The sequence below is a fragment of the Acetohalobium arabaticum DSM 5501 genome, assembly GCF_000144695.1.
GTDB classification, from domain to species: Bacteria; Bacillota; Halanaerobiia; order Halobacteroidales; family Acetohalobiaceae; genus Acetohalobium; species Acetohalobium arabaticum.
Genome location: NC_014378.1, coordinates 1,484,060 through 1,500,383 on the forward strand (window position 1 = coordinate 1,484,060; position 16,324 = coordinate 1,500,383).

At 38.8% G+C, this 16,324-nt stretch carries 10 protein-coding genes; 4 read left to right on the forward strand and 6 right to left on the reverse strand.

The genetic code is table 11. From position 1 onward, the window contains the following. Window positions 1-6 precede the first annotated feature (6 nt). Window positions 7-1,026, reverse strand: a complete 1,020-nt coding sequence (locus tag acear_RS07210; protein ID WP_013278347.1) for an AAA family ATPase — start codon at window positions 1,024-1,026, stop codon at window positions 7-9. A 291-nt stretch (window positions 1,027-1,317) separates the two neighbouring features. Between acear_RS07210 and acear_RS07215 the strand changes: the two genes are divergently transcribed. Next, window positions 1,318-1,767, forward strand: coding sequence for a hypothetical protein (locus tag acear_RS07215; RefSeq protein WP_013278348.1), 450 nt, complete (start codon window positions 1,318-1,320; stop codon window positions 1,765-1,767). 87 nt (window positions 1,768-1,854) lie between these two features. Here the strand turns inward: acear_RS07215 and acear_RS07220 are convergent, their stop codons facing one another. After that, window positions 1,855-3,570 (reverse strand): HEAT repeat domain-containing protein, encoded by a 1,716-nt coding sequence (locus tag acear_RS07220; protein ID WP_013278349.1) that lies wholly within the window; start codon window positions 3,568-3,570, stop codon window positions 1,855-1,857. 249 nt (window positions 3,571-3,819) lie between these two features. On the opposite strand from acear_RS07220, the gene acear_RS07225 reads away from it, so the two are divergent. Beyond that, entirely contained in the window at window positions 3,820-5,001 is a 1,182-nt protein-coding gene (locus acear_RS07225; protein ID WP_013278350.1) for a M20 metallopeptidase family protein, read from the forward strand. A 24-nt stretch (window positions 5,002-5,025) separates the two neighbouring features. Next, window positions 5,026-6,438 (forward strand): sodium:solute symporter family protein, encoded by a 1,413-nt coding sequence (locus acear_RS07230; RefSeq protein ID WP_013278351.1) that lies wholly within the window; start codon window positions 5,026-5,028, stop codon window positions 6,436-6,438. Window positions 6,439-6,544: 106 nt separating this feature from the next. On the opposite strand, the gene acear_RS07235 is transcribed toward acear_RS07230, so the two are convergent. From acear_RS07235 to djlA, 4 genes are all read right to left on the reverse strand, one after another. Continuing rightward, window positions 6,545-9,646 (reverse strand): UvrD-helicase domain-containing protein, encoded by a 3,102-nt coding sequence (locus tag acear_RS07235; RefSeq protein WP_013278352.1) that lies wholly within the window; start codon window positions 9,644-9,646, stop codon window positions 6,545-6,547. Beyond that, window positions 9,643-12,255, reverse strand: a complete 2,613-nt coding sequence (locus acear_RS07240) for a PD-(D/E)XK nuclease family protein (RefSeq protein ID WP_013278353.1) — start codon at window positions 12,253-12,255, stop codon at window positions 9,643-9,645. Before acear_RS07240 ends, acear_RS07235 begins: the two co-directional genes overlap by 4 nt. A 30-nt stretch (window positions 12,256-12,285) precedes the next feature. Further along, the gene (locus tag acear_RS07245) at window positions 12,286-13,056 is read right to left on the reverse strand and encodes an inositol monophosphatase family protein (RefSeq protein WP_013278354.1); all 771 of its coding nucleotides are present in this window, start codon (window positions 13,054-13,056) and stop codon (window positions 12,286-12,288) included. 240 nt (window positions 13,057-13,296) lie between these two features. Continuing rightward, complete coding sequence (gene djlA, locus acear_RS07250) at window positions 13,297-14,061, reverse strand: co-chaperone DjlA (protein WP_013278355.1); 765 nt, start codon at window positions 14,059-14,061, stop codon at window positions 13,297-13,299. Window positions 14,062-14,492: 431 nt separating this feature from the next. On the opposite strand from djlA, the gene acear_RS07255 reads away from it, so the two are divergent. Beyond that, on the forward strand, window positions 14,493-16,202 hold the full coding sequence (locus acear_RS07255) for a TIGR04190 family B12-binding domain/radical SAM domain protein (protein ID WP_013278356.1): 1,710 nt from the start codon (window positions 14,493-14,495) through the stop codon (window positions 16,200-16,202). Window positions 16,203-16,324 lie beyond the last annotated feature (122 nt).

Below are 16,324 nucleotides of genomic sequence, written 5' to 3' on the forward strand. Positions count from 1 at the left end.
AAATTATCACTCCTTATCTACGCCAGTATAAATTTTCTTCCGTCTATTCTCTTCTTCAATACATTCTTTTAACACCTCTCCATTAACTATTTCAATGTCATATAAGATTGAATACTTAATCGCATCTTTACAAATCCGTTCAATCTGAGCATGTGACATACCTACTAATTCTTCACTTGCTTTTTTAAAATCAATTTCACTTTTAAAAGTTCTTAACTTCTTCTTTAATAACTTTTGTATCTGTTCAATATCAGGTTTATCAAAATATACAATTTCATCAAACCTTCTCCAGATAGCATTATCCAATAAATGCTGATGATTAGTAGCTGCTATTAACAAAGTCTCTGTTTTGAAATTATCCAACATCTGCAAAAAAGTATTAACAGCTCTCTTTAGTTCACCATGTTCATTCTCATCATCTCGACTCTTACCTATGGTATCAAATTCATCAAAAAAGATAACCCAACGACCTTGCTCAGCATACTGAAAAATCTTTCTTAAATTCGAAGCAGTATCTCCTAAATATGAAGAAATTAAAGAATCCATATGAATATAAAGCAAAGGTAAATTAATTTCATTAGCTAGTGATTGTGCTGTCATAGTCTTACCACATCCGGGAGGGCCACAAAAAAGAATTCTTCTTTTAGCATTAAGATTATATCCTCTTAATTGATTAGCACCATAGTATTCAGCCATAATTCTATTAATAACTCTCTTGTTTTCATTAGAAAGAACTACATCCTCTAAATAATACTTAGGCTTAATAATAGATACTAAATCTGCACCATCCTGATCATCTCTGGGCATTTTATTAAAATAACTATCATTTATAGAGCTAGAATTATTCTGTTGATACTCTTGATTATCAGAAAAAGAATCTATTATTTCTTGTAAAGAATTAGCTAGCCTATGATGGTTTTTATCTTTTTCATCTTCAATAATTTTTTCAGCAATTTCTTTAAATAATTCATAATCATTATCCCTATATGCTTTTAATAGTTCTTCCACAAACTTACCCTTAGGCATAAATGACACCTCCTTTTATCCTGTTATAAAATCGCTTTTGCTAGATATAGTATTCAATAACCCTTAAAAAGATTATTGCCAATTAAAACTATATTTAAACAGAAATCCTTGTATCCACACATTTATTATAATTATATATCAGTTAATTAATTACCTCCGAGAACCAAAAAAAGTTTTCCTTGTTTTGCCTTATTGATCACAAACAAGAATACTATAACACTTTATAAAATATGTAATAAAATTAACCCCCAAATAATGAAATATAACATCCAATAATCAAGGAGGCAAATTATGCTTGCTAAACTCAGCTACCCAATGAAAAAGAAAGCAAAAAGATTAATCGAATTAAAAAATAAATTAGACAATACAAAGCTAAATAAATGGTTAATAGGATTAATGATAATCTCAGCTATCTACACTCTAGCTTTCAGTGAAAGATATTTAACTTACCTACCAATTGATGCTATTCTCCAGTCTTTATTAGATACTGAAGTTAGTACTACTAATTCTTTCATTAAGATTATAGACTTTACATTCCTCGGAACTCTCATTATTACAACATCGGCAACATATCTCCGAATAAAATCAATTAATAAGATAAAGGATAAATTCCAAACTTTAAGAGAAGATATCATAAGTGAATTGGACACTGATTTATGTCTCTGCAATGCCCAATGCACCTGTAAAGATGACTTCATTAAATATATGGAAGAAAAAGATATTAACTTAATCTTTAAATAGCACTTTTCATCTATTAGCAAACCAGACTACATAATCATTCAGATATTCATAGTTAGCACTATCATTCCTCTTATATTCAGCTCCGAATTAAGCTTCTAAATTAAATGAAAAGTCAAACTTGCTTGCTCTCTGCTGTTTAATCTTCTCCAACTTCTCTCGATATAGTTCCAAATTATCTTCCCGCTGATTAAGGATTGATAAGATAATTAGAGTTTTAAAAAAGTAACCAGATTTACCTTTAAAACTCATACGTTCCAGATAATCCAAACCCCTTTCGCTGCCTACTCTCTTCAGAGTATAAACAAATAATTCTTCCTCTAGTTCTCCCTCTTGATGGAGTTCAATCAAAAAAGAGGCCACAGAATCATAAGGCTGCCATTCCAAGACACTAGTCAAATAAATAATTCTTGTAAAATCACCCTGCGAGATAGCTCTCATCAATCTATCTATAGAGATATCAGCTATCCTTCGCAAAGCTTCGACCGCTGCTTCACAGACCATATCTTCCTGTTCATTATCAATAACCTCGATTATATAGGGTACTGCTGCTTTTGAATTGGCCTTGCCTAGCACCTCTATAGCCCTACTCACTCTACTGCTATAATCATCGCTGTCAATTAAAGAAATCAGCCTTTCTTCAAAAATATCTACCTTTTCTAAAACCAATTCAGTAATCTCTGCTGGTATGAACTCCCGATCAAGAATAAAGACTTCCCATAGATAGTCATCATCCTGGCGGGCTCTAGCAATATCACTCTCAAAATCGAGTTCTTCTAATAGAACTATCCAGAGCGATAACAGATAAAGTAAGAATAATTCAATCTCTTCCTCTAAGATATAATCTCTTTCCTTCTCAATTATGCCTAGGATAAATCCAATCCAGAAGTCTGTCTCTGACATCTCATCCTGTTTAGAATTAAGCAGCTCCAGATCTAGACTCTCTTCCTTCACTCCAAATGAATATCTTGAATCAAATTCCGCTCTGATATTATTTATTAAGTAGTTAAAACTAGTCTCATATGGCTCTTCAGTAAGAGTCTCCACTTCAGATTCATCAATTAATGCTTGCAAACGTTTAACTCCCGAATTTCCAGGCCAGTACTCTTCTAGAAAATCCAAAATTCTTTCAATATCACCCATCCAGCTAAAGAAGTTACATAAATAGTAGGAAAACTCATGCCCGCAAAATAATTTACTCAACTCCTGGAAGAAATGATTATAACTGCATCTATCCAAATTCCTCAATACTTTCTGAGTAACCTCTTTTACAGACTCAGGTCTTTTAAACTTAAGTAGACTGGCCAGATAAGATCTTGCATCCATCATTTCTAATTTAAGATCAGGATTCATCGACCTTAAATAGTTATAGGCCTCTTCCGTCCCTAAATTCCCCAGCGCTTTCTGCAGCCGTAAGAATCCATTAATATTAAATTCATCCTTCTCTAATAGCTGCTTAATCTCAGCCAATACCTTTTCAGGCTGATATCCCTGCCGGGCTAAAATATTAAGTAGAAAGGCCTTGGTATCTATATCTAACTCCTTCTTTAAACAGCCATAAATTAGACCTCCACTTAGATGCTTATAGTTCTCTTTCAAATAAGTAAAGATTATATATTGTAATTCATTATCTTCCTCTTTATCGGCCGCGGCTAAAAATTCAGGCAGATACTGAGATATTTCCTCAGTCTGTGGATATAGCGTAGTTAGATATTCAAAGGCCCAGTTTCTAACTAATGGCTCCGGATGTTTACAGTAATTTATAAAGTCTTCCTTAGTATATAGTCGTTCTGCTTCTTCAGTCATTTCTTTCACCTCTTTTTTATATTCTGGCACTCCATATTCTAGCTTATCTATTATAATACCATATTTTGATATCTTTTAACAACTTATCAGTTCTAACTTCATCCTCCATCCAGCCTTGCTTCCACATTATTAGAAAATTTATTAAATTAATTATTCAATAATCCCTTTATTCAATGCAGGATTTTAATACTTTAAAGTGAAAGATAATAATATATGTCGGATAATACTCTAGTTCTAGGAGGTGAAAGAATGAAGCTAGAGAACCAACTCAAGAAGGAAGTACAGAAAGTTAGCAATAGAGTCGTCGAATGGCGCCGAGACTTCCACCGCCATCCGGAGCTAGCCTTTCAAGAAGAGAGAACTTCCCGCAAAGTCCGAGAACTACTGACATCCTGGGGAATTAAGACAGAAACTGTAGCCCAAACCGGCATCATCGGTCTATTAGAAGGTAGTAATCGCGGTAAGACTGTCGCTATCAGAGCCGATATAGATGCACTCCCGATTACTGAAGAGACTAATCTACCTTACCGCTCACAGGAAGAAGGAAAGATGCATGCCTGCGGCCATGATGCTCATACCGCTATAGCCCTGGGAGTAGCAAAGGTGTTGACAAAGTTCAAGGACTCCCTTGACGGTAACATCAAATTCATCTTCCAGCCGGCCGAAGAAGGAGCCGGTGGGGCTAAACCAATGATTGAAGCCGGTGCCTTAGATAAACCGCCGGTAGAAGCGATATTCGGCTTCCATGTCTGGCCGGATCTCCCTTCAGGCAAGATAGGACTAAAGAAGGGGCCGATAATGGCCAGCGCCGATGACTTGAAGCTAACAATCAAGGGTCAGGGAGCCCATGGAGCTAGACCCCATCAAGGAAGAGATCCCATCACCATCGGGGCTGATACGATCGTAGCACTCCAGCAGTTAGTCAGCCGGGAAGTAGAGGCACGCCAGCCTACTGTCCTGAGCATAGGATCATTTCAGGCCGGCAGCACCTACAATGTAATTCCCGACAAAGCAGTTATTAAAGGTACTCTCCGTACTCTCAATCCCGAAGTCCGGAGTTATATCAAGGAGAGAATGACCGAGGTGATCGATTCTCTAACTCAGGCCCTGCAGGCTGACTACGAACTGGAATATAACTGTCAGCTGCCGCCTACAGTCAATACCCCCGGCTATATCGAAGTACTTAAAGAAGTGGCCGAGGAAGTATCCCCCGGCAGCAGTATAGTACTAAACGAAGCCTCAATGGGCAGCGAAGACTTCGGATACTTCCTCCAGGAGGTTCCCGGCGCCTACTTTATGTTAGGTACCCGTAATCCAGACCAGGGAGTAGTCCACCCGATCCATAGTTCAAAGTTTGATTTAGATGAAGCAGTACTACCGCTGGGAGTAGAAATACTCTGTCACAGCGTCCTCAAGTCCTTAATCAATTAGTTAAACTAAATTAGGAGGTCTAAAATGAATATTGACTGGAATTCAACTCTGGTAATGACAGCTTACTTAGCAATTACTCTAAGCGTAGCAAGTTACTACGGCGGAAAGAATACCGACTCAAGCGAAGACTTCTCCGTCGGCGGCAGAAAATTTGGAATTGTAATCTTATTCTTTACTATGTTGGCTACAGCAGTGGGAGCAGCCTCAGTAGTTGGCTACACAGGCTGGTACTACATTAGAGGGCTCTCACAGATCTGGTTTGTCATCGGTATCTCCGTTTCATATCTCATCTATCTCTTTTATCTAGCACCGAAGATTAGTGACTTCGGCTTCGAACATAATGCCTCTACCGTCGGTGACTGGTTAGAGTATCGCTACGACCGGATTACTAAAAATATCAGCTCGGTTTTGCTGATTATCGCCTACTTAGCAATCACCGCCTTCCAGTATATGGCCATGGCAGAGATATTTACTCAGGTGACTAATATTTCTTATAATTACTCCTTAATCATCACCGCTGCTATAGTAATTATCTATACTTCTATCGGGGGACTATGGTCGATAGCCGCCACCGATGTTCTCCAGGGAGCAATGACGATAATCGGTCTTTTGGTCTTAACACCGATTATCATCTCTAAAGCCGGCGGCATCAGCCAGATTCTAGCCGAAGTTCCGGACCAACATCTCCAGCTCTTCGGACACGTCGACCCCGTCGGAGCCCTCTCCTTTACTCTCGTCTTTATGCTAGGAATTATCTCCTGGCCGGATATCTGGCAGCGCTGCTACTCAGCCGAGAGTAAACAGTCGCTTAAAAGGTCCTTGGGACTATTTGTCGTCGCCTCAATCATTATTACCGGCGGCCTGGTCTTATTCATCGGCCTGGGAGCAAAAGTGCTCTACCCCGGCTACAGCAGCCCGGAGAAGATACTACCCTTTATGATCATGAAGCAGATGCCTAATCTATTAGGCTCTATCTTCCTGGCAGCTTTAGTAGCCGTCATCATGGGCACCGCCGACTCAACACTACTGATCAGTGCCGTTATGTTCGAAAAAGACATCTTTAGCCAGATTAAGCCCGATGCCTCCGATGCAACTAAGCTAAAAGTAAACCGCTATGCTACCATCATCGGCGGCGTCATCGTCTTAATTCTAGCAATTACCGCTCCTTCGATGTTCTCCATCTGGGTCTGGAGTGCCGATATCACTGGAGCCACTCTAGCAGTTCCCATCCTGTTAGGTATGGCCTGGCAGCGGCCGTCGCACTATGCTGCTTTAACTTCGATTATAACTGGATTTGGAGGTTGGGCTATCGCCCGCGCCGGCTGGATCGACTGGAAACCGATTCTGCTGGGATCGCTGCTATCTCTTCTCGGTTATCTAGCCGCTACTCTATTGACGACCAAAGAAACCCCTACCAAGCAAGAACAGCTTAACTAATCTTTTCGAAAGTAAAAGTTGGCCCCGAGTTCAGAGCTATCTAAACTCGGGGGTAACCTTTCTCTGTGATCAATCTGTGCTAATATGTATCTAATTTTTATCTTATTTACACCTCCAAAAATTCAGTCCTAATCTCATACTCATCCTCCAACCTTGCTTCGACTATTTCCGCATACCTATCCAACTGCTCCTCTTCCTGTGTCTTGCCGCTCTTATAATCGATGATTACCACTTCCTGCTGCTCATCATCCACTATCAAGCGATCGATTCGGTACTGCTTATCACCGCTGACTAATTCATACTCAGTATAGACATCCCATCTATCACTGAAGTAATCCTGGTGTCTATCAAGCAGATCCTCTACTTTAACAAAGGCCTCCTCTATTCTCTCAGGCCCTAGTAGATTCCCGTACTTGGCTAATACCATACTTCGGGCATACTCCCGCTTCTGAGGCGTATCATATTTAATATGCTCCAGATAATAATGAATTGCTAAACCCTCGTTCCGCTTAATCTCCTTCTGTATATTCATCTGTAAATCTTTATCATCATTTATTTCAGCTAGCCTATTCTCCGAAATCTCTTCAGCTTGGAAATACTTCTGCAGATCCGGCAGTTCAACCTGACTACCTTCCTCTTCACTCTCACTAACTACTAACTTACCAAAGCTCTTCCTCTCAGCCAAGTCCTTCAAAGAAGCTGCCTTAGCTCCTCCCAAGATCGCCTCCTCATAGATTCCATAATCCTTCCCGGCCCATTCCTGCTTATCCAGCAGCCGCTTATAGCTACAGGGCGCCTCGATATATAAAAATAGATTCCTTACCGGCCGAGTCATAGCTACATAGACATTATTGATCTCTTCGACAAAGGCCTTCTCTTCCTCCTGCTTATGGAAGTCTAAGTTCAAATATTCAAAGAGCTGGCTGTACTTCGAATTAGTCAACATATAGTCCTCGATATTCTCAAACCGCTCATCAAAATCCAGATAGAGCTCCAAACTATTTCCACGATTGCTCTGATTAGCACTGGGCTTCCAGTAAAAGAACTCCGTCTCAAAGGATAAGCCTTTGGATTTATGGATCGTCATCAACTGTACCGCATCAGCCTGCTTAACGCCTACCTGCTTTAACTCTTCCCTATCCTTATTCTCCTCTAAGTAAGCCATGAACTTCGGTAGCGATTCAAACTTTTTCATCTTACTAAAAAAGTAGTAGATATTCTTGAGAGCACCGGCATTATCCTGATATAGTTCCAACAGGCCCAGCTCTTCCACTAGATAACTGGTCAAAAGATTAAAGTCCAGCTTCTTTAAGTCTCTAATGGTAGTTAAGATCTCACTTAAAGCAGCTGCCTCTAACTCTATCTCTCCATTAGCCATATATTCTTCTACTCTAGCCTTATTTTGCAGCAGATACTTTAAGGCTCCATCATTAATCCCAACTAACTCGCTGCGCAGGAACTTAATTAATTCGAAGTAATCACTATAAGCTAGATAATTCAACAGAAAGTAGAGCGGCTTAACTGCTCTGTGGTCCACTAGACTATCATTACTCTCTAGAATATAGGGAATCCCTTCCTTATCCAGTTGGGCAGCAATCTCTGCTAACTCATTATTGGATCTAGCCAGAATCCCTACATTATTATAATTGGGCAGTTTCTCCTTTATCCTTTGGGCTATTTCTGCCTTTAAATCTTCGGTTACTCTCTGATTCAGATTATGTAGTTTCTCTTGATGATCCTCACCTAGCTTCCCAAAGGCCTTAGTATCAGTATTAATCTTGGCCCGTTCATCGCCATATAAGACTTCCACATAACCGCCGTCTTTTTCAGGTAGATGTTCTACCCCATCATAATCCCAGTTTTCATAGATCCCTGTAAAGAAGCGGTTCACAAACTCGATAATCTCTCTTTCACTGCGGTAAGAAGTCCCCAGCGACTCACTATCACCGCCTAATATCTCCTCTAAGTTGGCAAATAGCTCCTTCTCGCCGCCGCGCCAGCCGTAGATCGACTGTTTCTCATCACCGACGGCTACTATAGTCTCGCACTCAGCCAACAGCGGCTGTAGGATGCTCCACTGTAGGATACTGGTATCTTGGAATTCATCGATTAGGAGGCTGCTTACTTCACTGCCCAGCAGCTCAAAGAAATAATCACTGACACTCTGTCCCTCCAGTAGGTTCAATTCATCGCGGTAAAAATAGTAATAAGTGTAGTTACTGACATCGGCATGAGTAAATATCTTCTCTTTAAACTTGAGCCTATCATAGATCTCGAATATCCGCTGAGAGAAGTTAAAGACCTCTTCTTCATAGGGAATCATCTCTTGGTTATAGATATAATTAGCCAGCTTCCTTCGAAATTCATCATAAGCAGCCTCTAGCTCCTCCTTCAAAGCCTTCACCTTCTTACCCCGAGTCTTATTTCCATTCCAGAACTTATTCTTGATAAACTGCTTATAATTCTTAGTGATATACTCCTCTTTGTTGGTTAAGCCCTCCAGTTCCAGATAGCGGCGGAAGTCCTTCTTAAAGTAGGCCTGGGAAAACTCCTTTCCCTTTGCCTGAGCAATGCTCTTTAAGATATCCACCGCCTGTTCAAACTCTGCAACTAGATTGCCCACCTCTCGTTTGGGCCGTTCCTCTCTTTCGATCAATAAAAACTTCCATCTATCCTTGATTAACCGATCTATCAAAGTTAAGTAATTATCTATATCCCGTTCCACATTCTCCAACAGAAAGTCTTCCATTAACTTAAAGTCCGCCGGATTATTGAGCAGTTCTTTAAAGACCCTTTCTACTATTTCCCGGTTCTGGTCATCATCGACGATCTCATAGGAGTAGATACCGAGATAAGGAGCTATGGCTTCTCTAAAGATATGATTAATAAAGCTGTCTATGGTATAGACCTTAATCTGATCCTTATTACAGAGCATCTTCTCATAAACCTCTTCTAGCTGGCTGAGATCTACTTCTAAATCGTTATAGATCTCTTCTAAATTCTTAACTACTTCACTCTCAGCACCTTCAGCCAGGATATCCTCTAGATGTTCAAAGATCCGCTCCCTTATCTCCGCTGTTGCCTTTCTGGTAAAGGTCATCACCACTATCTTTCCAAAGTCCTCTCCTCTCAGCAAGGCCGCTACATACTCCAAGGATAGCCGATAGGTCTTACCCGTTCCTGCGCTGGCCTTTAAGACATTTATCATCTCCATCCCACCTTACATATATCAATGTAGTCACACCGCTTACACCGCGACTTAAACTGCCCCTGATACTCCTTACTATCGATAATCGCTTCCTCTAGCAGATTCCTTAATTTATCCCTGAATCTCTCTTCCGAACCGCGGTAGCCTCGATCAAACTTCTGATCCATTACATTATAAATACTCTTATCAATCATCTCCCCTGCTTCAAGCTCCTGATTATAGAGTAGAGAATAGAGATCCAACTGTTCAGTGTTGCCGCGGCCGGTCTTATAGTCGATAATATGCTTGCTTTCATCAGTCTCAATCACTAAATCGATTCGGCCGTTTAATTGAATCTCCACCTCTTCACTTTCCATAAAGACTCGGGATTCATCCTGGGCCGGCATCCATTCCGTAACAATATCTTTGATATTTCCTTTGACTCTGTCAGGAAGTACCGTCAAAAAGTACTCAACAGATTCCTGGACCGCCTTAAAGATTACTTCTTCATAGTACTCTTCATAATAGCCGGGAATCTTTAAGTCAAAGGAAGCTACCTTCTCTGTTATAACCTCTTTAATTACTTCTTTCTCAGGTTTATATCCGCCGTCCTTAATTCTATCTCCTACTCGATTAATCATTTCTTCAAAGACACGGTGGACAAGGATTCCTAAAACCTTCGGACTTAGCTCCCTACTGAACTCCATCTGCTCAGCTTCTAATCCTGCAAGCTGTTCTAAATAAAATCGATAACTACAGTACCTCTTCAAAGTAGAATACTTATAATAAGTCAGCGACAACCTCTGGTTTGCAAAGTCCTCCGCTTCTATCTCCAATCTATCCGAATACTTGTCAGCTAACTTCTCATCAACCCCTAATAAGCAAGAATCACAGTCAAAGATACTCTTAATAATCTCCGGATAGTCTGCGCCGGTAATCTCTACCTCTTTAGTAGGTAAGTTGTACTTCAGCTGCAGCTCTTCTATAAAGGAGCTAACAGCTATATTCTGCTCTTCATTCTTAAGGCTGAAAATCACTGCCTGCTCAGAACTGAGTAGATGTCGGAAGAACTTATACTTCATCTCCAGCCGCTGCTGTTGGTATGTTTTTAATCCTACTTGAGTCCGCTGGCTTTCAGTCAGTAGGAATGCAGCCTCCTCAGCCCGGGGAACTATACCTTCAACTACATTCAACATCATAATTCTATTCCGATTAACAAAGCTGCTGGTCAATAGATCCTTGACCTCAACTTCAGCTCCACTATCATCAACTGTAGTTTCAACCCGTTTAAACCGTAGATACCTTAAGATCAATAAGAATAAACCCTGAGCATTATTAGTAAAATATTGATTCCAAGAATCGACAATTCCCATCTCTGTAATGGAATTCAGTTCTGCCAGCGAGCCAAAGAAGATATTAAGGTCATTTTTGTACCGATTGTCAGCTAACTTCTCTACTACAAGCCCCTCTAAATAGCTACAGAAGCCGCTTAAACTTCTCAACCCACTTATCTGCTCTATCTCCTCTACAACCGCTCTAAATGGAGCCAACTGATCATCGATTAATTCTTCACAGAAATAGACATAGTCCTCCTGAGCCAGCTGATTAAGGCCATTCAGTTCACTTCTATCCAAACTATAGTAGTCTCTAAATCCAGCTAAATGACTGGCCTCCACCAAGTCGCCTAACCTCAATCTTATCCCACCGCTGCTAAAGTCAGCATTCTTAAGGAGAGTATAAAGTGACTCCAGAAATCTAAAGAGCCTGGTCTTAGTAAAACTGACATCTTTATCGACTTTAATCTTGCTACTGGATAATAAGTTATGGTAGTTACTATTCTCAAAATCACCATCCAGAATAGTGTAATTTGTCTCAGCTTCGTCTACTTTAACAAGAGCATTAACTAACTGTAGTAAGTCCTCATCAATCTGATAGATCTCTACCTTAGGCTCTAACTCATCAGGAAGAGTAACCGACTTTAATTGTAGAGTTTCTTCATCATAGTCTTCAGGTTTAATCTGATTATAAAGCTGCACCGTCTGGCCGGCTACTTCTAACTTAGATACTATCTCCTTTTCCAACGGTGTAAACTCAAGAACATTAACAAAGACTACTTCATCAAAATCCTGTAGGAAATCTAAACTGAAGTTAGCAGTTTCATAACTTAAAGTTTTATCCGTGTAATCCAATTCTTCCATCTTAGCTATATATCTCTTGCGCAGGTCCTGAAAGATATCATACTTCTCCTGCTGCCAATCTCTCAAATCCTCAATCTCATCTACTTTATATTCAGCCAGTTCTTCATAGAAGTTAAAGAAGTCATTAGCCAGATCAATTACATCATTATAATCACTAATCCCTAACTGCTGTTTATCCTCTTCTGTCAATAGCTCATAAAAGATGATTACTAGCTTCTCTTCCTTTAACTGTAATCTATCGCCGGGAAATAACCTCTCCTTCAACTCAGACATCATCAAAAATTCACTCTCTAGAGCTAAAAAAGGCCTGCAGTAGTAATTCTTGGCTTCTAACTTAGTTGCGTAGTTATTAAAGACATAGACTCTAGGCCTGCTGTCATCTACTACCGCTTCCAGAAGATTATCAAAGTAATCTACATAATTTATCTCCATTACTGACACACTCCTTAACTCAACAACTTTCTACTCTCCAATCTCCGCTAATATCTGTTCCACCAAGCTATCATTACCAGCTACTATAGTTATTCCCTTTTCTTTATTGAAGGTAACTATTTCTCCACCAGCCTCCTCTACTAATAAAGCACCAGCAGCTATATCCCAGAAGCTTAATTTCAACTCCCAGAAAGCATCAAAGACTCCACTGGCCACATTACATAAATCGAAAGCAGCACTACCGCTTCTTCTTATCCCGCGGATCTGAGGCACCAGCTTAGTAAAGTTATCGAGATTATTCTTCCGGGCAGTAGCCTTATCATAGGGAAAACCTGTTGCCAGCAGCGCTTCTCCTAAATTATTAGTCCTACTTATCTCAATCCATTCATCATTTAAAAAGGCCCCTTCGCCCTTAACAGCCCAGTAGAGATGGTCCAAAGGAGGAATATAGACTACTCCCAGCACAACCTCTTCTTTATATTCCAAAGCTATCGAAACAGCAAAGATAGAAAAGCCGTGCGCATAATTAGTAGTTCCATCCAGCGGATCTATCACCCATCTATAATCAGAATCATTATCTGCTACTCCGCTCTCTTCAGCTAAAATTGAATGATCAGGATAATTATTATTTATCTTTTCTATCAGTATCTCCTCAGACAGCTCATCAACCTCAGTTACTAAATCAACATCACTGGACTTGCAGTTGACCTGAAAATTAGAATCCAATCTTTCCAATTGGAATTCTCCTACCCCTCGAGCCCATTCCTTTACCTGCTTTGCACACTCTTTAAGATCTAACAATTGACTACCTCCTCTGATATTAAGATTACTTCATATATATTAACTTAAAAGATCATTCCATTAGTATATACTAATTCAAAAGTCACATATAAAGTCCTCCATATCTAATGGATATTTATTATAAGCTCCAATCTCCAAAATATAAAAGAGCAGTCTATCCACTAGACTGCCCGAAAACTACCTTATCCTATTCTTCTGCTATAATCTACTTAAAGCCTTCCAGCCTAATTTTATTATTCTTTAACTTGCCTTCTTTTTCTTTATCATCTCATATGCTTCCTGTATTTCCTTAAATTTTTCCTCCGCAAAATCCACAAACTCCTCTGATAAGCCTTTATTAATTATATTATCAGGATGGAACTCTTTAACCTTTTCCCGATACTTTCTCTTAACTTCACTCATGTTGGCCTCGGGAGAGACTTCAAGTATCTTATAATACTTGTCCATATTCTCTTCCTGATTTTCTTCCTGTGTATACCTAGCCTTAATACTTTTATACTGGCTGTCATTAATATTAAAAATCTGCTTTACTTTTCTTAAATACTTTCTTTCTTGCTTATGTAGGTTATTATCCGCTACGGCCACTCTCATAAGTAAGTCTAACATGCTGACCAATATAGATTCCTGCTCTTTAAAGTAATCATAAAACTGCTCCGCAAAGTCTTCAAAGCTATCCTGATTCCTTTTTGCCTCATCAAAGATCTTGATAGCTAACTCTCTGGCTTCTTTATCCAGCTGTAAATCCTTCTTTATAAAATTATCTACTACATTTATTTCCGACCTAGTTACCGCCCCATCTGCCTGGGCAAACTTGGCCAGCATTGAAAAAGTAGTAGTGAAAAACATCATATCCAGTTTTTCTCTTTCATCTAATTCAGGTCTTGACTGCTGCCGCTTATCGCTTTGATCGAATTTATTTCCTATCAATCCACCAATTACTGCTCCAATGGGGCCGCCAAACATATAACCAATACCGCCACCAATTAATTTTCCACTCCAACTCATAGACTAATCCTCCTTTTATAGACTCCAAAGTTTAAATTACAACAATATTTTCTTGCCTGATTATAATATTATATAAATTAGCCATTATTCCCTTTATTTGCTGATGATTTTCATCCATCTAAAAGATTAACTCTTGTTTAATAAGTTAATATATATTAAAATCATTATATGAATATTAATTATTGGAGGAGGAACTATGCTCTTTTTGTATTAGGAATGAACTTTGACTTAAGATAGGCTATTACAACTCCATTCACCTAGACATAAACTGCTTCCTATGTTAAAATATTAATATCTGATTAAAAGGAGTTTTTTGTAATGAAAGTAGAATGACTACTGATAATAAAGTTTTAATTATAGGAGATAACTTCGGAGAACCAGCGGCTGCAAATCACAAAAAACTTTAAGCAAGAAAGGGGACAAAAATAACAATGTCAAAACCAGATCTCATCTTACTACATCCGCCTAGTGTATATGACTTTAGAGAAAAATCAATCTTTTATGGGCCAATCAGTGATTTAATCCCTTCTTCTCCAATATTTGAAATGTATCCTTTAGGATTATTAACTATTCAGAGCTATCTAGAAAAAAAAGGATATAACGTAAGGATTGTTAATTTAGCTTTGAAGATGATGAAGAATAATGATTTTAATGTTAGAAAATTCATCTCTAACCTAAATCCTAAGGCCTTTGGAATAGATCTACATTGGCTTCCTCATGCCCACGGTTCGTTAGAAATTGCTAAGATAGTGAAAGAAGAACATTCAAAAATCCCAACTATTTTTGGCGGTTTATCCTCTACTTACTTCCATAAGGAATTAATAGATTATCCACAGGTTAATTATGTACTTCGGGGCGACTCTACAGAAGAGCCGTTTTATGATCTATTACAAGCAATCGAAAGAGAAACTTCCCTACAAAAAGTTCCTAATTTAACCTGGAAAGACAGTAAAGAAGAAACAGTAGTGAATTCCTTAGACTTTAATCCCCCCACGCTAGATCATGCAGATTTAGGAATAGATACTATGATTAAGAATGTATTCAAATACCGTGATCTAGAAAGTGTAATTCCCTTTCATGGCTGGCTAAAAAATCCGATTACTACTGTCATCTCCGTAAAAGGATGCCGGCAGGGCTGTATCACCTGTGGAAGATCAAAATACAGTAATGAATGCTACAATGAAAGACAGGGACCTATCTTTAGAAGTCCAGATAGCATGATAAAAAACATAAAGGAAATTATTAACTTTTCGCGCGGCCCTATCTTTATTGTAGGCGATATCAGACAGGCTGGCAGAGATTATGCCGAAGAGTTATTGGATAAACTATCCAGAATTAATTGTAAAAATGAGATTGTCTTTGAATTATTCAGACCTGCTGCAAGAGACTTCTTAGAAAAGATTAATGATTCAGTAACTAACTGGAGTCTAGAACTTTCTCCCGAAAGCCACAGTGAAGAGGTCAGAAAGGCCCAAAATGGAACCGCTATCTATACTAACGAAGAGATGGAACAAACGTTAGACATAGCGACTAATCTGGATTGTAACAGAATAGATGTCTTTTTTATGATCGGGCTTCCTAAACAGACTGCTAAATCAGTAGAAGAAACTATAGATTACTGTGAATATCTATTCCAAAAATATGATACAAAATTATCATGTTTCATTTCTCCTATGGGGCCTTTTTTAGACCCCGGCAGCTTAGCATTTGAAGAACCAGAAAAAATGGGATATAAAAAGTTTGCCCATACTCTAGAAGACCATAGAAAGAGATTAACCAACTCCTCCTGGGAAGAAATTCTAAGCTATGAAACTGAATGGATGACAAAGAAAGAAATTGTAGAACAGACTTATAAGGCAGGAGATAAATTAAATAAATTAAAGTCTAAATATGATAGAATTGATAATCAGACTAGCCAAAGGATCAACAAACGAATTAAACAGGCCAAAAAATTAAAGAAATACTTAGACAGAGAAAAGAAAGACCTTAAGATTAGCGGTGATTTCAATCTAAAAGGAGAAATCGATAAATTCAGTATTTCTACTGTCTGTGAAAAGAGTGAACTTGATTGGCCTACAACCTTCGGTAAATTTAAGATATTAGGAGGAATTAAATCACTAGTAAGCCATTTTTTGAGTTAAATATTACTTAAGATAGGCTCTCAAATATCTGAGAGCCTCTTATTATCTATCAAAAAAAGTAATACAGTTCTTTCCCACAGCCTTTGAAGTATAGGACTTCTTCTTTATTAGAAATATCAGGA